Annotated in this window: 15 protein-coding genes; 8 read left to right on the top strand and 7 right to left on the bottom strand. The window is 71.6% G+C overall.

Translation table 11 applies throughout. From position 1 onward, the window contains the following. Positions 1 to 100: 100 nt before the first annotated feature. Together folC and ACFQ3T_RS01325 are read right to left on the bottom strand one after the other, a co-directional pair. Positions 101 to 1,465 (bottom strand): bifunctional tetrahydrofolate synthase/dihydrofolate synthase, encoded by a 1,365-nt coding sequence (folC, locus tag ACFQ3T_RS01330; protein WP_380718793.1) that lies wholly within the window; start codon positions 1,463 to 1,465, stop codon positions 101 to 103. Continuing rightward, positions 1,462 to 4,098, bottom strand: coding sequence for a valine--tRNA ligase (locus ACFQ3T_RS01325; protein WP_380718791.1), 2,637 nt, complete (start codon positions 4,096 to 4,098; stop codon positions 1,462 to 1,464). Before ACFQ3T_RS01325 ends, folC begins: the two co-directional genes overlap by 4 nt. A gap of 86 nt (positions 4,099 to 4,184) precedes the next feature. Here ACFQ3T_RS01325 and ACFQ3T_RS01320 point away from each other — a divergent pair, with 86 nt between their 5' ends. The 3 genes from ACFQ3T_RS01320 to ACFQ3T_RS01310 all read left to right on the top strand — a co-directional run bounded on the left by ACFQ3T_RS01320 (position 4,185) and on the right by ACFQ3T_RS01310 (position 8,198). Next, complete coding sequence (locus ACFQ3T_RS01320; RefSeq protein WP_380718789.1) at positions 4,185 to 5,102, top strand: hypothetical protein; 918 nt, start codon at positions 4,185 to 4,187, stop codon at positions 5,100 to 5,102. A 224-nt stretch (positions 5,103 to 5,326) separates the two neighbouring features. Then, positions 5,327 to 7,621: an FdhF/YdeP family oxidoreductase gene (locus ACFQ3T_RS01315; protein WP_380718787.1), complete on the top strand. Its 2,295-nt coding sequence runs from the start codon at positions 5,327 to 5,329 to the stop codon at positions 7,619 to 7,621. A 100-nt stretch (positions 7,622 to 7,721) separates the two neighbouring features. Beyond that, entirely contained in the window at positions 7,722 to 8,198 is a 477-nt protein-coding gene (locus ACFQ3T_RS01310) for a hypothetical protein (protein ID WP_380718785.1), read from the top strand. A gap of 12 nt (positions 8,199 to 8,210) precedes the next feature. On the opposite strand, the gene ACFQ3T_RS01305 is transcribed toward ACFQ3T_RS01310, so the two are convergent. Beyond that, on the bottom strand, positions 8,211 to 9,719 hold the full coding sequence (locus tag ACFQ3T_RS01305; protein ID WP_380718783.1) for a phytoene desaturase family protein: 1,509 nt from the start codon (positions 9,717 to 9,719) through the stop codon (positions 8,211 to 8,213). Positions 9,720 to 9,789: 70 nt separating this feature from the next. Here ACFQ3T_RS01305 and fdhD point away from each other — a divergent pair, with 70 nt between their 5' ends. The 4 genes from fdhD to ACFQ3T_RS01285 all read left to right on the top strand — a co-directional run bounded on the left by fdhD (position 9,790) and on the right by ACFQ3T_RS01285 (position 13,502). After that, positions 9,790 to 10,614, top strand: coding sequence for a formate dehydrogenase accessory sulfurtransferase FdhD (fdhD, locus tag ACFQ3T_RS01300; protein ID WP_380718782.1), 825 nt, complete (start codon positions 9,790 to 9,792; stop codon positions 10,612 to 10,614). Next, the gene (locus ACFQ3T_RS01295) at positions 10,611 to 11,777 is read left to right on the top strand and encodes a CaiB/BaiF CoA transferase family protein (RefSeq protein WP_380718780.1); all 1,167 of its coding nucleotides are present in this window, start codon (positions 10,611 to 10,613) and stop codon (positions 11,775 to 11,777) included. The genes fdhD and ACFQ3T_RS01295 overlap by 4 nt, the downstream gene beginning before the upstream one ends. Before the next feature lie 62 nt (positions 11,778 to 11,839). After that, positions 11,840 to 12,706 (top strand): alpha/beta hydrolase, encoded by an 867-nt coding sequence (locus ACFQ3T_RS01290; protein ID WP_380718779.1) that lies wholly within the window; start codon positions 11,840 to 11,842, stop codon positions 12,704 to 12,706. Between the two features lie 52 nt (positions 12,707 to 12,758). After that, positions 12,759 to 13,502 carry a methyltransferase domain-containing protein gene (locus ACFQ3T_RS01285; protein ID WP_380718777.1) on the top strand — a complete coding sequence of 248 codons (744 nt, stop codon included), beginning with the start codon at positions 12,759 to 12,761 and terminating at the stop codon, positions 13,500 to 13,502. Here the strand turns inward: ACFQ3T_RS01285 and ACFQ3T_RS01280 are convergent. From ACFQ3T_RS01280 to tig, 4 genes are all read right to left on the bottom strand, one after another. Continuing rightward, positions 13,489 to 14,094 (bottom strand): RBBP9/YdeN family alpha/beta hydrolase, encoded by a 606-nt coding sequence (locus tag ACFQ3T_RS01280; protein ID WP_380718775.1) that lies wholly within the window; start codon positions 14,092 to 14,094, stop codon positions 13,489 to 13,491. The two genes, ACFQ3T_RS01285 and ACFQ3T_RS01280, sit on opposite strands and share 14 nt — an antisense overlap. A gap of 1 nt (position 14,095) precedes the next feature. Continuing rightward, entirely contained in the window at positions 14,096 to 15,376 is a 1,281-nt protein-coding gene (clpX, locus tag ACFQ3T_RS01275) for an ATP-dependent Clp protease ATP-binding subunit ClpX (protein ID WP_380718774.1), read from the bottom strand. 208 nt (positions 15,377 to 15,584) lie between these two features. Next, complete coding sequence (locus ACFQ3T_RS01270) at positions 15,585 to 16,211, bottom strand: ATP-dependent Clp protease proteolytic subunit (protein WP_380718772.1); 627 nt, start codon at positions 16,209 to 16,211, stop codon at positions 15,585 to 15,587. 207 nt (positions 16,212 to 16,418) lie between these two features. Continuing rightward, positions 16,419 to 17,795: a trigger factor gene (gene tig / locus ACFQ3T_RS01265; RefSeq protein WP_380718769.1), complete on the bottom strand. Its 1,377-nt coding sequence runs from the start codon at positions 17,793 to 17,795 to the stop codon at positions 16,419 to 16,421. A 1,253-nt stretch (positions 17,796 to 19,048) separates the two neighbouring features. Here tig and ACFQ3T_RS01260 point away from each other — a divergent pair. Next, on the top strand, positions 19,049 to 19,954 hold the full coding sequence (locus ACFQ3T_RS01260; RefSeq protein ID WP_141978685.1) for a LysR family transcriptional regulator: 906 nt from the start codon (positions 19,049 to 19,051) through the stop codon (positions 19,952 to 19,954). Positions 19,955 to 19,972 lie beyond the last annotated feature (18 nt).

Genomic DNA, 19,972 nt, shown 5'->3' with positions numbered 1-19,972 from the left:
TTCGGCGCGGGAACCGGCCGGCCGGAGGCGGAAACCGAAGCAGGGTCCGAGGCTGGAACCGAAGCGGGGTTCGAAGCGGCGTCCGGGTCGGGGCCGGTGGTCATGACGGCTCCTTGCCGAACAGGGCGCGCGCGTCGCCCGCCGTGACGACGGAGCCGGTCACGACCACGCCGCCACCGGACACCACGTCACCGTCATCGCTCTCCTCGGCCAGCCGCACGGCTTCCTCGATCGCGTCCACGAGGTGGGGCTGGACGACCATCCGGTCCTCGCCGAAGATCGGCACCGCGATCCCGGCGAGCAGGTCGGGGTCCAGGGCGCGCGGCGAGGAGTTGGACGTCAGCACGACTTCCTGCACCACCGGTTCGAGCGCGCTGAGGATGCCCACGGCGTCCTTCTCCTGCATCACGCCGACGACGGCCACGAGCTTGCGGAAGCCGAACTCCTCGTCCAGCGCCTTCGCCAACGCCTCGGCGCCGTGCGGGTTGTGCGCGGCGTCGACGAGCACGGTGGGCGCGGACCGGACGCGTTCCAGCCGGCCGGGCGACGACACCGTGGCGAACGCCTCGCGCACCGCGTCGACGTCCAGCCGCCGGTCGGCCCCGGCGCCGAAGAAGGCCTCCACGGCGGCCAGCGCCAGCGCCGCGTTGGCGGCCTGGTGCGCGCCGTGCAGCGGGAGGAACACCTCGTCGTACTCGCCGCCGAGCCCTTGCAGGCGCAGCATCTGCCCGCCGACCGCGATGTCGCGCTGGATGACGCCGAACTCCGACCCGAACCGGGCGACGGACGCGTCCACCTCGGCGCACCGCCGCAGCAGCACCTGCTCCACGGCGGGGTCCTGCTGCGCGAACAGGGCGACGGCGTCGGGCTTGATGATCCCGGCCTTCTCCTCGGCGATGCCGGCGAGGTCGCCGCCCAGGTACTCGACGTGGTCGAGGCCGATGGGCGTGATGACGGCGATCCGGCCGTCGGCGATGTTGGTGGCGTCCCACGAGCCGCCCATGCCGACCTCGATGACGGCGGCGTCCACGGGGGCGTCGGCGAACGCGGCGAACGCCATGCCGGTGAGCACTTCGAACTTGCTCATCGGCACGTCGCCGCGCGCGTCGACGATCGACAGGTACGGCTCGACGTCGCGGTAGATCTCGACGTACCGCTCGGGCGGGATGGGGGCGCCGTCGACGCTGATCCGCTCGGTGGCGAGCTGCAGGTGCGGGCTCGTGTACCGGCCGGTGCGCAGCCCGATGCGGGTGAGCAGGGCGTCGATCATGCGGGACGTGGACGTCTTGCCGTTCGTCCCGCCGACGTGCACCACGGGGTACGTCGCCTGCGGGTCGCCGAGGATGTCGGCCAGCGCCCGGATGCGGTCGAGGCTGGGCTCGATCTTGGTCTCGGGCCAGCGCGTGTTCAGCTCCGACTCGACCTGCCGCAGCTCCTCCAGGGCCCCGGTCTCGAACCCGCTCACGAGTTGTCCTGCGGCAGGGTTTCGAGGCGGGTGTGGATGCGCTCGATCTCGGCGTTGGCCGCGGCCAGCCGGGCCTGGATCTTGGCGACGACGTCGGCGGGCGCCTTGTCGAGGAACGCGGCGTTGCCGAGCTTGCCCTCGCACTGGGCGCGTTCCTTCTCGGCGACGGCGAGGTCCTTGGCGAGGCGCTTGCGCTCGGCGACGACGTCGACCGCGCCGGACAAGTCGAGCTCGACCTTGACGGTGCCCTTGGGCAGGCCGACGTCGAGCGAGACGCTGACGGAGAAGTCGTCGCCGGGCTCGGTCATCCGGGTCAGGGACCGCACCGCGGCCACCTGCTCGGTCAGGTCGACGCAGCACGCGCCGCGCACCTTGCCGGCGACCTTCTGGGCGGGCTTGAGGCCCTGGTCGGAGCGGAACCGGCGGATCTCGGTGACGAGCTTCTTGAGGCCTTCGACGCGGGACGCGGCGACCTCGTCGCGCTCGATCCCGGTGGGCTTGGGCCAGTCGGCGACGACCAGGGACTCGCCGCCGGTCAGCGTGGTCCACAGGGTCTCGGTGATGAACGGCGTGAGCGGGTGCAGCAGCCGCAGCACCACGTCGAGGACGTGGCCGAGCACGGTCTGGGTGGCCTCGGCGCGGGCGCCGCCCTCGGCGATCTGGACCTTGGCCAGCTCCAGGTACCAGTCGCAGAACTCGTCCCAGGTGAAGTGGTAGAGCGCTTCGCTGAGGCGGGCGAACTGGAACGCCTCGAACTGGCCGTCCACATCGGACACGAGCTGGTCGAGCAGGTCGAGGATCCAGCGGTCGGCGTCGGTCAGCTCGTCGCGCGGCGGGAGGGGCCGGTCGACGGTGGCGCCGTTGCTCAGCGCGAACCGGGTGGCGTTCCACAGCTTGGTGGTGAAGTTGCGCGAGCCCGCCGCCCACTCCTCCGCCACGGCGAGGTCCGAGCCGGGGCTGGTGCCGCGCAGCAGCGTGAACCGGGTGGCGTCGGCGCCGTAGGCGTCCATCCAGTCGAGCGGGTCGATGCCGTTGCCGCGCGCCTTGGACATCTTCTTGCCGTGCTGGTCGCGGATGAGACCGTGCAGGAAGACGTGGTCGAACGGCTGCTTGCCGTCCATCGCGTACAGGCCGAACATCATCATCCGGACGACCCAGAAGAACAGGATGTCGTAGCCGGTGGACAGCACGCTGGTCGGGTAGAACTTCGCCAGGTCGCTGGTCTGCGTGGGCCAGCCCAGCGTGGAGAACGGCCACAACGCCGAGGAGAACCACGTGTCGAGGACGTCCTCGTCCTGCACCCAGCCCTCGCCGGGGACTTCGTCGTCCGGGCCGACGCACACGACCTCGTCGTTCGGGCCGTACCAGACCGGGATGCGGTGGCCCCACCAGAGCTGGCGCGAGATGCACCAGTCGTGCAGGTTGTCCACCCAGTCGAAGTAGCGCTTGGACAGCTCGGCCGGGTGGATCGTGGTGCGGCCGTCGCGGACGGCGTCGCCGGCGGCTCGCGCCAGCGGCTCGACCTTGACCCACCACTGCATGGACAGGCGCGGCTCGACGACCGTGTCGCAGCGCGAGCAGTGGCCGACCGAGTGGGTGTACGGCCGCTTCTCGGCGACGATCCGGCCCATCTCGCGCAGGGCTGCCACGACGGCGGGACGCGCCTCGAACCGGTCCAGGCCGTCGAACGGGCCGTTGAACGTGATCACGCCGCGGCCGTCCATCACGGTCAGCGCGGCCAGGTCGTGGCGCTGGCCGATCTCGAAGTCGTTCGGGTCGTGCGCCGGGGTCACCTTGACCGCGCCGGTGCCGAACGCCGGGTCCACGTGCTCGTCGCCGACGACCGGCACGAACCGGCCGGTCAGCGGCACCTCGACCTCGGTGCCGATGAGGTGCTGGTACCGCTCGTCCTCCGGGTGGACCGCCACGGCGGTGTCACCGAGCATCGTCTCGGCGCGCGTCGTCGCGACCACGATCGAGTTCTCGCCCGAGCCGTAGCGGATCGAGATCAGCTCGCCCTCGTCGTCGGAGTGGTCGACCTCGATGTCGGACAGCGCGGTCTGGCAGCGCGGGCACCAGTTGATGATCCGCTCGGCCCGGTAGATCAGGCCCTCGTCGTAGAGCTTCTTGAAGATGGTCTGGACGGACCGGGACAGGCCCTCGTCCATGGTGAAGCGCTCGCGGGACCAGTCGACGCCGTCGCCGAGCCTGCGCATCTGGTTGAGGATCTTGCCGCCGTACTCGGCCTTCCACTCCCAGACCCGCTCCACGAACTTGTCGCGGCCCAGGTCGTGGCGGGACATGCCCTCGCCGGCGAGCGAGCGCTCGACCACGTTCTGCGTCGCGATGCCCGCGTGGTCCATGCCGGGCAGCCACAGGACCTCGTAGCCCTGCATCCGGCGGCGGCGGGTGAGGGCGTCCATCACGCTGTGGTTGAGCGCGTGGCCCATGTGCAGGCTGCCGGTGACGTTCGGCGGCGGGAGGACGATCGTGTACGGCGGCTTGTCGCTCGTCGCGTCGGCCGTGAAGTAGCCGCGCTCGACCCACCGCTCGTACAGCCCGGCCTCTACCTCGGCCGGGTTCCACGCCGGAGGGAGTTCGGTTCGCTGGGGTGCGGTGGGCGTCTCGGTCACGGGCGAAGTCTACGGAGGAGCGGGTATCGACTTCTAACCAGATACCTGCTAGCGGTTTCGGCAAGGCTCGGCGACTGGGGGCGCACGTGGACGAGTACCGGATCGAGGACCACCCGGACCTGCGAGACGCGGGGTGGGCGCGGGACGCCGTGCGGCGGGCCGAGCGCGAGGCGCGGGTGAGGCGGCTGCGGACGTTGCCGAGGCTGCCGCGGCGGCGGTTCTGGGGCGGGTTGGCGATCGTGGTGGCGGCGGTGGCGCTGGCGTGGGCGGTGTTCGCGTCGCAGCCGGGGTCGGAGCCGGGGTCGGGGTCGCCGGCGGAGCGTCGGCCGGTGGACCTGTCGGAGCCGTTCGCGGGGACGGCCGCGGCGGCGTGGGCGGAGGGGGAGGCGGGGCTGGTGGCGCCGGAGCCCGCGACGGTGGGCGGCTTCACGGCGGAGCAGGTCGCGGACGCCTACGCGCGGGTGCGGCAGGCGGTCGTGGCGGCGCGGCTCGACCCGCGGGTGGTGCGCGACCACGACCTGGAGCCGTTCTTCGGGCTGTTCGCGCCGGACCTGGCGGAGTCGCTGCGGGTGCTGTTCGACGGCCGCAACGACGGCGAGGCGGCGCTGGTGGTGACGCGGGTGGACCGGGGCGCGCGGTTGGCGGACGTGCCGCCGCGGGCGCGGGGCGAGATGGTCGCCGAGGTGGGGCCGCAGGGTGAGCTGGTGGTCCGCACGGACTACACGTTCGCGTACGCGTTCGCCCCGGAGCGGCCGGAGGACGTGCGCGGGCCGTTGGACGTGGTGGCGTTGTCGCGGTTCCAGGTCAGGTACGCCGTGCGCGATGGCGACCCGGGCGTGGCGGGGCTGTGGGCGGACTCGTCGCTGGGCACGTTTCACTCGATCGGGTGTTCGGCCGCGAAGCGCGGGTTCCTGGCGCCCGCGTTCTCGGAGCCGGGTCTGCCGCCGGGCCTGGACTTCGACCTGGGCTCCCCGTCGTCCCCGGTCGACGGCTGTCCGGACTGACCGCACCGACGGGGTCACCCGTTCGGACGATTCGCTCAATTGTGGCGCGGCTCACAATTGAGCTTGATCACCGGACTCGCCGCAGGTGAGGACGCCGGATTCACGGGCCGATCGCAACCCCTTGGGGCCCGTGACAGCGGTCCCGCGTCGGCCTCGGCACGACCGGCGATCGGACGGACCGCCGGCGTGCTCGCGCGGGGTGCGCCGGCGGCACACTATGGGGTATGGACCGCAAGCCTCCCCGGCACGACATCGACGAGTCCCGGCTCGACGTGAGCGAACCCAAGCGCTGGGCGGCGGGCCTCCCCGGTGTCGCCGTGTCGCTCAAGCGCGGCGTCGAGCAGATGGGCGTGACCCGGACCGCGACGACGTTGCGGCTGCTCAACCAGCGCGAGGGCTTCGACTGCCCCGGCTGCGCGTGGCCGGAGCCGCAGGGCCACCGCAAGCTCGCCGAGTTCTGCGAGAACGGCGCCAAGGCCGTGGCGGAGGAGGCGACGCGCCGGCGCGTGGGGCCGGAGTTCTTCGCCGCGCACCCGATCGCCGACCTGGCGGGCAAGTCCGACTACTGGCTGGGCCAGCAGGGCCGGATCACCCAGCCGATGGTGCTGCGGGACGGGGCGACGCACTACGAGCCGATCACGTGGAGCGACGCGTTCGAGCTGGTCGCGGACCACCTGAACGGTTTGGCGAGCCCGGACGAGGCGGTGTTCTACACGTCCGGCCGGACCAGCAACGAGGCCGCGTTCCTCTACCAGCTGCTGGTCCGCTCGTTCGGCACGAACAACCTGCCGGACTGCTCGAACATGTGCCACGAGTCGTCGGGCGCGGCGCTGTCGGAGTCCACCGGCATCGGCAAGGGCTCGGTCGGCATCGACGACTTCGCGCGGGCGGACCTGGTCGTCGTGGTGGGCCAGAACCCGGGCACGAACCACCCGCGGATGCTGTCGGCGCTGGAGGACGCCAAGAAGGCGGGGGCGCGGATCGTGGCGGTGAACCCGCTGCCGGAGGCCGGGCTGCTGCGGTTCAAGAACCCGCAGAACGTGCGCGGGCTGGTCGGCGCGGGCACGCAGCTGGCCGACGAGTTCCTCCAGATCCGGCTGGGCGGCGACCAGGCGCTGTTCCAGGCGGTGGGGAACCTGCTGCTGTCGTGGGACGCGGTGGACCGCGAGTTCGTGGCCGAGCGGACCGAGGGGTTCGCCGAGTACGCCGACCACGTGCGCCGGCTGGACTGGGACGCGGTCGACGAGGCGACCGGCCTGCCGCGGGCGCAGGTGGAGCTGCTGGCGCGGATGCTGGCCACGTCGGAGCGGACGATCTTCTGCTGGGCGATGGGGCTGACGCAGCACAAGCACGCCGTGCCGACGATCCGCGAGATCGCGAACGTGGCGCTGCTGCGCGGCATGATCGGCAAGCCGGGCGCGGGCCTGTGCCCCGTGCGCGGTCACTCGAACGTGCAGGGCGACCGGACCATGGGCATCTGGGAGAAGATGCCGGAGAAGTTCCTGTCCGCGCTGGAGGCCGAGTTCGGCGTCACGGTGCCCCGCAAGCACGGGTACGACACCGTCGCGGCGATCCGGGCCATGCGCGACGGCGCGGCGAGGGTGTTCTTCGCGGTGGGCGGCAACTTCGTCTCCGCGACGCCGGACACGGCGGTGACCGAGGCGGCGATGCGGAAGCTGGACCTGACCGTGCACGTGTCGACCAAGCTGAACCGGTCGCACGTCGTGCACGGCCGCACGGCGTTGATCCTGCCCACGCTGGGGCGCACGGAGAGCGACCTCCAGCACACCGGCGAGCAGTTCGTCACGGTCGAGGACTCGATGTCGGTGGTGCACCGGTCGCGGGGCCGCCTGGCGCCCGCGAGCGACCGGCTGCTGTCGGAGGTGTCGATCGTGTGCCGGCTGGCGCGGGCCGTGCTCGGCCCCGACCACCCCGTGCCGTGGGAGGAGTTCGAGAAGGACTACGACGTCATCCGGGACCGGATCGCGCGGGTCGTGCCGGGGTGCGCGGACTACAACGAGCGGGTCCGCCGGCCGGACGGGTTCGTGCTGCCGCACGCGCCGCGCGACGCCCGCGAGTTCACCGGGACGCGGAGCGGCAAGGCGCACTTCGCGACGCACGACCTGACCGTGCTGCGGGTGCCGCCGGGCCGGCTGCTGCTGCAGACCATGCGCAGCCACGACCAGTACAACACCACGATCTACGGCCTGGACGACCGCTACCGGGGCGTGAAGGACGGGCGGCGGGTGGTGTTCGTCAGCCCGGACGACCTCGACGCGCTGGACCTGCGCGACGGCGACCACGTGGACCTGGTGAGCGAGTGGCCGGACGACCCGACGGGCGTGACCGAACGGCGGGCCGAGCGGTTCCGGGTCGTGTCGTACCCGACCGCCAAGGGCTGCGCGGCGGCGTACTTCCCCGAGGCGAACCCCTTGGTGCCGCTGGACTCCACCGCCGCCGTGTCGGGCACGCCGACGTCGAAGTCGATCGTGGTGCGGCTGGAGAAGGTCGAGACCTGAGCGGGGTTCGGCGGCGGTCGTCGGCCGGGCGCCCGCCACCACCGGTAACGCGGGTGGCCGGTTGGGCGAACTACGGGCAACCGCCGCCCCGGGAGTCGCCGTGATCAAGACCGTGCTCGCCGTCGCACTGCTCGCGCTCGGCGCGTGCACGAGCACGCCGCCCACCACCGAGCCGTCCCAGACGCCACCGGCGCCACCCGCCACCGACTCGGCAGGTGTGAGCTGCGACGACGCGCCGGAGGACGTCGTCGGCACGGCGCTGCGCCTGCGGTTGGGCCGGGTGAGCCAGACGATCACCGGCAACGTCGTCCGCTGCGCGTACGACGGCGGCACGGCGGAGGTGCGCTTCGAGACCGGGGCCGACGCGGCGTCGTTCGCCGAGGGGCGGGCGGACCACGCGGGGGCCACCGACCTGCCCGGCTTCCACGACGAGGCCTACCGCGCCACCGCCGTCACGGGCGAGGTGGTGCGGACCGCCGTCGTGGCCCGCGCCGGCACGGTCGAGATCACCGTGCTCTCGGGCGCGCGCACCGAGCACGCCCAGCAGCTCGTCACCGAGCTGTTCGCCCGCCTCTGAGCCCCGCCGACCTCAGGGACGGGCCAGCACGGCCATCGCCGCGTTGTGGCCGCCGATCCCGCTGACCCCGCCGCCACGCCGCGCGCCGGCCCCGCACACGAACAGGTTCGCCACGTCGGTCTCGACGCCCCACCGGCCGACCTCGTCGTCGTCCTCCGCGAACGGCCACGCCAGCTCGTCGTGGAAGATGTTCCCGCGCGGCAGCCCGATCTCGGCTTCCAGGTCGAGCGGCGTCCGCGCCTCCAGGCACGGCTCGCCGTTCGCGTCCGTCGCCAGGCAGGACTCGATCGGCTCCTCCAGGTGGGCGTTCAACCCGGCCAGGTAGCGGCCGACCAGCTCGTCCCGCAGCGCGTCGTTGTCGTGCTCGAACAACGCCGCCGGCGTGTGCAGCCCGAACAACGTCAACGTGTGCCACCCGCGGGCGACCAGGTCGGGCGCGAGGATCGACGGATCGGTCAACGTGTGGCAGTACATCTCGGCCGGCAGCACGGACGGCACCTCCCCGGCCGCGCTCTCCCGGTACGCCGCCTCCAGCTGCCCGTACGACTCGTCCAGGTGCAGGGTGCCCGCGAACGCCACCCGCGCGTCCACCCCGCTCCGGAACCGGGGCAGCCGCTCCAGCAGCATGTTCACCTTCACCTGGCACCCCTCCGCCACCGCGGGCGGAACCACGCCCCGCAACCGGTCCAAAGTGGACGGCGCCACGCCGGACAGCACGAAGCGCGCGCCCACCGCCCGGCCGTCGTACTCGACCTCCGCCGTGACGCCGTCCGCCGACACCCCGGTCACCTCGACGCCGGTCACGATCTCCGCGCCCGCCTCCCGGGCCGCGCGCACGAGTTCCGCCGTCACCGCGCCCATGCCGCCGACCGGCACCCGCCACTCGCCCGTGCCGTTGCCCACCACGTGGTAGAGGAAGCACCGGTTCGCCTTCAGGTCGTGCGCCGACGCGTGCGTGCCGATCAGCCCGTCCGTGGCGACCACGCCCCGCACCACGTCGTCCGCGAACCGCTCCTCCAGCGCCTCGCCGAGCGGCCGCTCCACCACGTCGTCCCACACCGGCCCGACGCGGCGGCGCAGCTCCTCGCGCGACAGCAGCGGTTCCAGCATGGTCGGCGCGATCGCGCCCGCCAGCGCGTCCAGCTCCCCGTACCAGCGCCGCCAGTTGCCCCACTCGGCGTCCGACCCGGTCAGCGCGCGGAACGACGCCTCCGTCGCCGGGCCGGGATCGCGTTCCACGAGCAGGTTCCCCGCGGGCGTGTACGACGAGGCGGCGCGCGACCGCAGCGCCACCCGCAACCCCAGGTCGGCCACGACGCGGTCCGGCAGCAGGCTCACCAGGTACGAGTACCGCGACAGCCGCGCCTCGACGCCCGGGAACGCCTGTTCGCTCACGGCCGCGCCACCGACGTGGCCCAGTTTCTCCAGCACCAGCACCGTGCGGCCGGCCCGCGCCAGGTAGGCCGCCGCGACCAGCGCGTTGTGCCCGCCGCCGACCACCACCACGTCGTAGTAATCCACCCTGGCGACTCTAAGCCGGCCGCGACGACACGTAACCTGGTGAACACGAACCCGGAGGAGGAGTACCGCAATGGGGCGAGTCACCGTGCGTCGCCCGATCGTCACCTACAAGGGGCGCACGTCCCGCTCGAAGGTGGACGCGTTGGCCGCCGAGGAGCCGCTGGAGCTGCGGGTCGGCGGCAAGGCCCTCGCCGTCACCATGCGGACGCCCGGCCACGACGTCGAGCTGGCGCACGGGTTCCTGCTCAGCGAGGGCGTCATCGGCGGGCTCGAGGACGTGGCGGTGGCGCGGTTCTGCGAGGGCACCGGCCCGGACGGCCTGAACACGTACAACGTGCTGGACGTCGCGCTGGCCGACGGCGTCGCGCCGCCCGAGGCGGGCGTGGAGCGGAACTTCTACACGACGTCGTCGTGCGGCGTCTGCGGCAAGGCGGCGCTGGACGCGGTGAAGCTGAAGACCCGCTTCTCCCCCGCCGCCGACCCCGCCACGGTCGACGTGGACGTGCTGTGCGGACTGCCGGACGCCCTGCGCGCGCGGCAGAAGGTGTTCGCCTCCACGGGCGGCCTCCACGCCGCCGGACTGTTCACCGCATCAGGTGAATCCCTGGTGGTGCGCGAGGACGTGGGCAGGCACAACGCCGTGGACAAGGTCCTCGGCTGGGCGGTCCTGAACAACCGGGTGCCGCTCACCGGGACGGTGCTGGTGGTGTCCGGCCGGGCGTCATTCGAGCTGGTGCAGAAGGCCGCGATGGCGGGCGTGCCGGTGCTGGCCGCCGTGTCCGCGCCGTCCTCGCTGGCCGCCGAACTGGCCGAGGAGCAGGGCGTGACGCTCGTCGGGTTCCTGCGCGGCGACTCGATGAACGTCTACACCGGCGCCGGACGCGTGGTGGCGTGAGACCGCTCGACGGCGTGCTGGTCGTCAGCCTCGAACAGGCTGTCGCCGTCCCCTACGCCACGCGCCTGCTCGCCGACCTCGGCGCCCGCGTCGTCAAGGTCGAACGACCCGGCGGCGGCGACTTCGCCCGCCACTACGACACGTCGTGCGGATCGGTCTCCTCCTACTTCGCCTGGACGAACGTCGGCAAGGAGTCCCTCACGCTCGACCTGAAGCACCCGGACGCCCGCGAGGTGCTGGACCGCCTGATCGCCGCCGCCGACGTGGTCCTGTGCAACCTCTCGCCCGACGCCGCGCGTCGACTGGGCGTGGACGCGCGGTCACTCCGCTCCCGCAAACCGGACCTGGTCGTCGGCGAGCTGTCCGGGTACGGCGACACCGGCCCGTACACGTCGCGCAAGGCGTTCGACGCGCTGGTGCAGTCCGAGGCCGGTCTCATCGAGCTGACCGGCGACGGCGACGTCACCGCGCGCGCCGGCATCTCGGTCGCCGACATCGCGGCGGGCGTCCAGCTCCAGTCCGCGGTGCTGGCCGCCCTGCTGCACCGGGCCCGCACCAACGAGGGCACCACGCTGAGCCTGTCGCTGTTCGACGCCCTGGCCGAGTGGATGCACCAGCCCATGCTCTACGCGGCGGGCACCGGCCGGGCCGCGCCCCGCACCGGCGCGCACCACCCCAGCATCGCCCCGTACGGCCCGTTCCCGTGCGCGGACGGCGCCGTCCACCTGGCCGTCCAGAACGACCCGCAGTGGCGGCGGCTGTGCGCCCTGCTGGCACGTCCGGACCTCGCCGACGACCCGCGGTTCGCCACCGTCCCGTCCCGCGTGGCCCACCGCGCGGCCCTGCACGCCGAACTGGACTTCACCGCCTGGGCGGCCGCAGACTTGGTGGACGCGCTCGACCGGGCCGACGTGCCCGCGGCCCGCACCCGCAGCGTCGCCGACCTGCCCGAACACCCCCAGGTGACGGCCCGCGAGCGCCGCGCCACCGTGCCCGTGCCGGACGGCGAGGTCACCGTCCTGCGCCCGCCCGTCGACTCGACGTCGTGGGAGTGGGCGCCCGGCTCCGTGCCGGCGCTCGGCGAGCACACCGATCACGTCCTGCGAGGGCTCGGGTACTCGCGGGAACGGATCGCGGCCCTCCGGGCGCGGTCCGCGATCTGACCGAAACACGCGCCCCGCCCCGTGCGATGTGGTGGAGGGGACCGGTCGGGGGGGGAGGGCCAGTGGTCACGAGGCGAACCGTGCTCAACGCGCTGGGCGGAGGCGTGCTGGCGACCGCCGGCCTCACCGCCGCCCTGCACGGCAACGCCCCCTTCGGCGAGGCCCTGCGGCACGTCCTCGGCGTCGCCGGCCCGGTGCCCGCCGTGAAGCGCGCCGTCGTCCGGGTGGACCGCGTCCGCTCGCACCACCGGGGCCGCGACGTGGACCTGCTCACCATGGTCCCGCCCGGCGTCCCCACCCGTGACCTGCCGATGGCGATCCTCCTGCACGGCCGCTTCGGCACCGCCCGCACGGCCGCCATCGGCGGCATGTCCGAGGTGCTGGTCGGGGCGGTGAGCCGGCGCCAGGTCCCGCCGTTCGGCTTCGTCGCGGTGGACGGCGGCGACCACTACTGGCACGAGAACGTCCCCGGCGACGACCCGATGGGGATGCTGCTCGAAGAAGTGCCCCGCTGGCTGGCCGAACGCGGCTTCGGCGCCCCGTTCGCCTGCGTGGGCGTGTCGATGGGCGGCTTCGGCGCCCTCCTCTACGGCCGCCGCCGCCACGAGCGCCGCGAGCCGGTCAAGGCCATCGCCGCCATTTCCCCCGCCCTGATCACCACGTGGGCCGAGATGTCGACCCGCAACGCCTTCCGCGGCCCCGAGCAGTGGGCCTCGCTGGACCCGCTGAAGAACCTGGACAAGCTCGGCGACGCCCCGATCGGCGTGTGGACGGGCGACCGCGACCGGTTCATCGAGGGCACCCGGAAGTTCATCGCCTCCACGCGCCTGGCCGTGGCGTCGGTGACGCCCGGCGGCCACGACGACGCGTTCTACCGCAAGATCGTCGCGGACGTCATCCGCTTCCTGGGCAAGCGCGTCCCCCGCTGAACCCGCACCGGACGTCCACCGGACCTCCACACGGCTGTGGTTGCCTGGCCGCATGCCGACGCGACCGGACCCCATCACCTACCTGGACCACGCGGCGGAAGCGGGCCGCGGCTACAAGCGGCGCCTGCTGGACGCGCTGGACCTCCGGCCCGACCACACCGCCCTCGACGTCGGCTGCGGACCCGGCACCGACCTGCCCGCCATGGCCGAGCGCGCGGGCGCCGTCATCGGCGTGGACCTCGACCCGGCGATGGTCGGGGAAGCGGAACGGCGCACCGCCGGACTGCCCGTGGAGGTGCGGCAGGGCGACGCCCACGCGCTGCCCGTCGACGACCGCTCCGTGGACCGCGTGCGCGTGGACCGGGTCCTCCACCTGGTGGCGGACCCGTCCGCCGTGCTGGCCGAGGTCCGCCGCGTCCTGCGTCCCGGAGGACGCGCGGTGCTGGCCCAACCGGACTGGGAAACCCTCGCCGTCGACCCCGGCGCCGTGGCGACGAACCTCGCGTTCACCCGGTTCGTGTGCGACCGGATCGTGCCGAACCCCGTCGTCGGCCGGCAGCTCGCCAGGCTCGCCGGAGCAGCCGGCCTGACCGTCGTGGAGGTCGACGGCGAGGTCCTCCTGCTCCGGGACTTCACCACCGCCGACGAGATCTTCGGCCTCACCCGCAACGCCCACCGCGCCGTCCGGGCGGGCCGCCTGACCCGCCCCGCCGCCGACGCCTGGCTGGCCGACCTCGCGGCCGGTCCTTTCCTGGCCGCGTTCACCCTGTTCCGGGTGGTGGTCAGCGCGGGGTGAGCGGAACCCGTCCGCTGCGGACCCACTTCAGCACCGCGGGCCACGAGCCGTAGCCCGCGTCCACGTTGAGGTGCGCGCCGCCCACGATGACGTCGACCTCGATCCGCAGCGCCTCGGCCAGCTCCTTGCCCTTGGCGACCGGGCAGTACGGGTCGCCCTCGCCGACGACCAGCCGCGTCGACCCGGCCGCGCGCCGCACCGCCGCCGGGTCGAGCGCGGGGTGCAGGAACTCGGAGATCAGCGGCTCACCGGCGAAGTCCACCGCGGGCGGCGCGACCAGGAGCACCCGGTCCACCCGCAGCGACTCGTCGAACGGTCCCGCCGCGTGGTGCAGCCACAGCAACCCGGCCAGCGAGTGCGCGACAACCACCCGTTCGACGGAACCCGTGCCGCCCGAGGACGTCGGCATCGCGGCCAGGTGCGACCGCAGCTCGTCCAGCCACGCCGACAGCCGGGGCCGGTCGGGCGAGCTGAACCACGGCAGGTCCACCGACCCGCCGTGGTGGGCCAGCTCGCCCGCCAACCAGTTCTGCCAGTGCTCCGGCCCGGAACCACCCAGGCCGTGCAGGATCAGCGTGTGCGGGAGGGACAACTCACGCCGACTTCTCGCGGCGCTCCCGGCGCGAGGGCTGCCGGGCGACGATGGTCGGGTTGACGTTCTCCTTCACGGTCTGCTCCGTGATGACGACCTTGGCGACGTCCGTGCGGCTGGGGATGTCGTACATCACCGGCAGCAGGACTTCTTCCATGATCGCCCGCAGGCCACGCGCGCCCGTGCCGCGCAGGATCGCCTGGTCGGCGACGGCCTCCATGGCGGTCCGGGTGAACTCGAGCTCCACGCCGTCCATCTCGAACAGCTTCTGGTACTGCTTGACCAGCGCGTTCTTCGGCTCGGTGAGGATGCGGACCAGGGATTCCTTGTCCAGGTTCGTGACGCTCGCGACCATCGGCAACCGACCGATGAACTCGGGGATCAGGCCGAACTTGATCAGGTCCTCCGGCATCGACTCGGCGTAGTAGTCCGCCGCGTCGACCTCCGCCTTCGTGCGCACCTCGGCGCCGAAGCCCAGACCGCGCTTGCCCACCCGGTCCTGGATGATCTTGTCCAGGCCCGCGAAGGCGCCGGCCACGATGAACAGCACGTTCGTCGTGTCGATCTGGATGAACTCCTGGTGCGGGTGCTTGCGGCCGCCCTGCGGGGGCACCGAGGCCGTCGTCCCCTCCAGTATTTTCAGCAGCGCCTGCTGCACGCCCTCGCCCGACACGTCGCGCGTGATCGACGGGTTTTCACTCTTTCGAGCGATTTTGTCGACCTCGTCGATGTAGATGATGCCGGTCTCGGCGCGCTTGACGTCGTAGTCGGCCGCCTGGATGAGCTTGAGGAGGATGTTCTCCACGTCCTCGCCCACGTAGCCGGCCTCGGTCAGCGCCGTGGCGTCCGCGATGGCGAACGGCACGTTCAGCATCTTCGCGAGCGTCTGGGCCAGGTAGGTCTTGCCGCAGCCCGTCGGGCCGAGCATGAGGATGTTCGACTTGGCGAGCTCCACGCCGTCGTCGCGGCCCTCACGCCCGCGGTCACCCGCCTGGATGCGCTTGTAGTGGTTGTAGACCGCCACCGACAGCGTGCGCTTGGCCTCGCTCTGACCGATCACGTACTGGTCGAGGAACTCGTGGATCTCGGCGGGCTTGGGCAGCTCGTCGAGCTTGACGTCACCGGCCTCCGCGAGCTCTTCCTCGATGATCTCGTTGCAGAGGTCGATGCACTCATCGCAGATGTAGACACCCGGTCCGGCGATGAGTTTTTTCACCTGCTTCTGGCTCTTGCCGCAGAAAGAGCACTTCAGCAGGTCGCCGCCGTCACCGATACGTGCCATGACCGCTGACCTCTGTCCCCTCCGGCGCACGACCTGGTGAGGTGCGCCTGACTGCGTGATGTGGCGAGTGCCCGCTGGGTGCGGGGTCCGCCCGTTCCCCTCGACGGTACCTGTCCTACCCGCCTGTGCGGGAGGACCAGCGTGCCCCCGACACGCTCGGCTGAACAGGACCCCTGGTCAGCTCGGCGTGTCGGGCGCCACGCCGTCGTTACTTCGCCGAGAGCTTCCGGTAGGGCAGAACGCTGTCGATCAGCCCGTATTCCTTCGCCTCCGCGGCGGTGAGGATCTTGTCCCGCTCGATGTCGGCGCGCACCTGCTCCGGCGTGCGGCTGGTGTGCCGCGCGAGCGTGGTCTCCAGCAGCCGGCGCACCCGCTGGATCTCGGCGGACTGGATCTCCAGGTCGGAGACCTGCCCGTAGACGCCCTCGGTGGCCGGCTGGTGGATCAGGACGCGGGCGTTCGGCAGCGCGTGCCGCTTGCCGGGGGTGCCCGCCGCGAGCAGCACCGCCGCCGCCGAGGCCGCCTGGCCCAGGCAGTAGGTCTGGATGTCCGGGCGGACGAACTGCATGGTGTCGTAGATGGCCATCAGCGAGGTGAACGAGCCACCCGGCGAGTTGATGTACATCAGGATGTCGCGGTCGGGGTCCTCCGACTCCAGCACGAGCAGCTGGGCCATCACGTCGTTGGCCGACGCGTCGTCCACCTGCACGCCGAGGAAGATGATGCGCTCCTCGAAGAGCTTGTTGTACGGGTTGGACTCCTTGATGCCGTAGCTCGTGCGCTCGACGAACGACGGGAGCACGTACCGGGACTGCGGCGCGTGGAACTGGCTCACTTCAGGTCTCCTGGTGCTCTGCTCGCGGTCAGTTGGTCGTCGGCTGGCCGGCGCGGCTGATGACCTTGTCCACGAAGCCGCGATGCTGCGTCACGTCTGCCTGCCTAACTGTGCCGACTGGCTGTGCCGAAAAGAGTCTCTTAGCAACGACCTTAACGAAGGCGGGCGGCGTCGACGTCCCGACACCGCCCGCGTTCGCTCAGGGCTTCACTCCGCCGACGCGGATTCCGCCGCGGGTTCCTCAGTGGACTTGGCCGCGGGCCGCACCTCGCCGAACAGCTCGTCCAGGTCGAGGGCGTTGCCCGCGGAGTCGGTGACGGTGGCCTGGCGCACCACCGTGGCCAGCGCCTTGCCGCGGCGCACGTCGGCGAAGATCGCGCCGAGCTGGCCCGACTGCTGGGCGCGCTTGACGTACTCGTCCGGGCTCACGCCGAACCGCTGGGCCTGGTAGATGATCCGCTCGGTCAGCTCGGCGTCGGACACGCTGACCTGCTCGGCGTCGGCGATGGCGTCCAGCACGAGCTGCGTCTTGACGGCCTGCTCGGCGGTCTCGCGCACCTCGGCGTCGAACTCCTCCTTGGACTGGCCCTGCTCGGCCAGCCACTCGGCGAAGCGCGCCTCGTCGTGGTCGAGGGCGTGGATGGCGTCGTGCGCCCGCGCCTCGACCTCGCCCTGGACGACGGCCTCGGGCAGCGGCACCTCGACGCTGGCCAGCAGCGCCTCCAGCACCTTGTCCCGCGCCTGGACGCCCTGCTGCATCTTCTTCACGCGGCCGAGGCGGGTGCGCAGGTCGGCCTTCAGCTCGTCCAGCGTGTCGAACTCGCTGGCCAGCTGGGCGAACTCGTCGTCCAGCTCGGGGAGCTGGCGCTCCTTGACGGAGTTCACCACGACGGTGACCTCGGCGTCGCGGCCCGCGTGCTCGCCGGCCACCAGCGTGGTGGTGAAGTTCTTGGAGTCGCCCTCGGCGGCGCCGATCAGGGCCTCGTCGATGCCCTCCACGAGCTGGCCGGAGCCGATCTCGTAGGACAGGCCGGCGGTCTTGGCCTCCTCGACCTCCTCGCCGTCCACGGTCGCCGACAGGTCGACCACGACGAAGTCGCCGTTCTGGGCCGGGCGCTTGACGCCGGTGAGGGTGGCGAAGCGGGCGCGCAGCTCGTCCAGCTGGGTGGCCACGTCCTCGTCGGTGACCTCCTGGTCGTCGACGCTGACGGTCAGCTCGCCGAAGGCCGGGACGGTGATCTCGGGGCGGATGTCGACCTCGGCGGTGAACGCCAGCGACTCGCCGTCCTCGATCTTGGTCACCTCGAAGTCGGGGCGGCCCAGGGTGCGCAGCTCACCGGAGGTGACGGCCTCCAGGTACTTGGCCGGGATGGCCTCCTGGACGACCTCGTCCAGCACGGGCGCGCGGCCGATGCGGCTCTCCAACACGCGGGCGGGGGCCTTGCCGGGGCGGAAGCCGGGGATGCGGACCTGCTTGGCCAGCTTGCGGTACGCGCGGTCGAAGTCCGACTTGAGCTCGTCGAACGGCACCTCGACGTTGATCCGGACCCGCGTCGGGCTCAGGTGCTCGACGGTGCTCTTCAACGTGGTCTCCTCGTAACGGGCAGGACGTGCGGAACATCCCGGGTACGCGCCTGGGGTGCGCCGGGATTCCGCCTGAGTCTAGGCGGTCGGCCGGCGCGGGGGCGCTCGCACCCCGACTCCGGCCGGTGGCGTGCGGTGGAGCGGCGGTGCGGCGGCCGTGGCGCGGGGCTTGTCGGCGCATTGTTGCGGTGATTCGGGGTTCGGGGAATCGGTTTGCCGCACTCGGTGGCGGAATTCGTGATGTCGGGCGAATTCCGACGTGGTTGCGAGTGGTTGTCGCGTCACTCATGTGACGTCCTCGACCAGCACTCCGTCTCATGTGGTGGTCGCCGCCCGCCTGGTGGACGGGCGGCGGACATCACAATTCCGGCCCTCCGGCCGGTCCTCCACCGCTTCGAGGCGCCCCGCGGCGTCGTCCGAGCGACGACCCGCCGGCTCCCCCGGCGTCCCGCCCGCCGCTCCGACGTCACCTCGCGCGACGCTTCACGCGGTTGGACGGTCAAGGGGCACTTGTCCGCAATTTGCGGTCTCGCGGGGTGCGATTCGGGTGCAGGAGTACCGCCCAACGGCCCAGTGCGGGCGTTCGGGACTACGCCGTTCGAGTGGCAGCGGGAGCCGGGGGCACACCGGGGCACGTCATCACGGTGCGCAGCCGTCGCGGCATCGTGTAACACGTTCGTCGCAGTCACGACTAACGCTGCGCAACCACCGTCGATCGACCGTTCGCCAGAAGGAGTGAATTAGGGCCGTTTGGAGTAGTGCCTGACGGAAAGTTTTCACTTGTCGAGATGACTCCACTCGCCGTAGTCCATTAGTGTGGGTTTCAGGTAGCGTGACGCCCGGGATCCGCATGTTGGACGGGGATTAATTCCCGTTGCCGGACGTTCTGGGGGGTCAGCAGCGGACGCAACCGGCACCGGGACCGACAGGAACGAGCGAGACAATGTCATCGAGCTCTTTAACCACCTACCAGACAAGGTGCCGATGACCCGATGAGATCCATTCCGCCGCTGCCGACCACCGACCCAGGACCATCCCTGAACACCGGTTGTCTTACCGGTGTCCGAAGGGTTGCGGGCCGACCGCCCGCCCATCGGGCACCCAGCCTCACGGTAGAGCGGCGATGTTGATCGACCCCGGGCCGCGCGCAGGTAGAAGCGCAGCCAGGGTCAACTGCCGCCACGCACAGGAGATCACGATGCCGTCCCACACCGGCCTCTCGTGGACCACTTTACGTACCGTTGGGGAGCTCCATGGAGACGCGTCAGCTTTTGGCGTTCACAACTGTGGTTCAAACGGGCAGTTTCACTAAGGCAGCCGCCACGCTGAATTGCTCGCAGCCCACCATCACCACCCGGATCAAGGCACTCGAAGAGACCCTCGGGGTGCCCCTGTTCCGTCGACTTCCGCGCGGCATCCAGATGACCTCTGCCGGTGTCGAGCTATTGCCATTCGCGCGGAACATCATCACCCTCACCGACAAGGCACGAAAAGCGATCACGATGAACGGCGAGCCGCACGGCAAGCTGGTCATCGGCAGCGCACAGAGTCTGACCGACTACCGTCTGCTACCACTGATCGAGTACATGTGCTGGCGCTACCCGAGCGTCCAGATCTCGCTCCACTCGCGGAACACCCAGGCCAACCTGACCTCGGTGCGCGAAGGGCGACTCGATTGCACGTTCTTCATCGGCTCCGTCGAACCCCGCGAGGGGTTGGAGACGACGGTGCTCTGCCCGGAGCCGCTGGTCATGGTGGCCGGTCCGACCCACGCCCTCACCAGGCGTTCGGTGATCACCGAGGACGAGCTGCGCGGCAGCACGCTCATCCGGGCCGAGAACGGCGCCAGCTACTACGAGCAGTTCGAGCAGGCGCTGGGTTTGCAGGAAGCCGAGTCGAAGTCGCCGGTGCTGGCGCTCGACTCGATCGACGCCGCCAAGCGGGCGGTCGCCTCGGGTCTGGGGATCTCACTTGTCCCCGAGGTGACGGTCGCGGCGGAGCTCGCCGACGGCAGGCTGTGCCGACTGCCCTGGGTCCCGCCGTTCCGGGTGTACACCCAGTTCGCGTGGCGCCAGGACAACTCCACCAACCCGTCCGTGACGGCACTCGTGTCGGCGGCGGCGCAGGTGGTGAGCGAGCAGGTGGCGACACCGGCATGAGACTGGGGAGCCGTTCTT

Origin of the sequence: Saccharothrix hoggarensis (assembly GCF_042678885.1) — a bacterium.
Lineage (GTDB): Bacteria > Actinomycetota > Actinomycetes > Mycobacteriales > Pseudonocardiaceae > Actinosynnema > Actinosynnema hoggarensis.
The sequence above is the reverse complement of the archived record's forward strand: the minus strand, read 5'-3'. Positions and strand labels throughout refer to the sequence as shown.

Bases quoted from the DNA above. Each gene is read 5' to 3' on its own strand.
- ACFQ3T_RS01285 (WP_380718777.1), top strand. From the start codon at position 12,759: ATGCCGACGCGACCGGACCCCATCACCTACCTGGACCACGCGGCGGAA.
- ACFQ3T_RS01260 (WP_141978685.1), top strand. From the start codon at position 19,049: ATGGAGACGCGTCAGCTTTTGGCGTTCACAACTGTGGTTCAAACGGGC.
- clpX (WP_380718774.1), bottom strand. From the start codon at position 15,376: ATGGCACGTATCGGTGACGGCGGCGACCTGCTGAAGTGCTCTTTCTGC.
- ACFQ3T_RS01315 (WP_380718787.1), top strand. From the start codon at position 5,327: ATGGACCGCAAGCCTCCCCGGCACGACATCGACGAGTCCCGGCTCGAC.
- fdhD (WP_380718782.1), top strand. From the start codon at position 9,790: ATGGGGCGAGTCACCGTGCGTCGCCCGATCGTCACCTACAAGGGGCGC.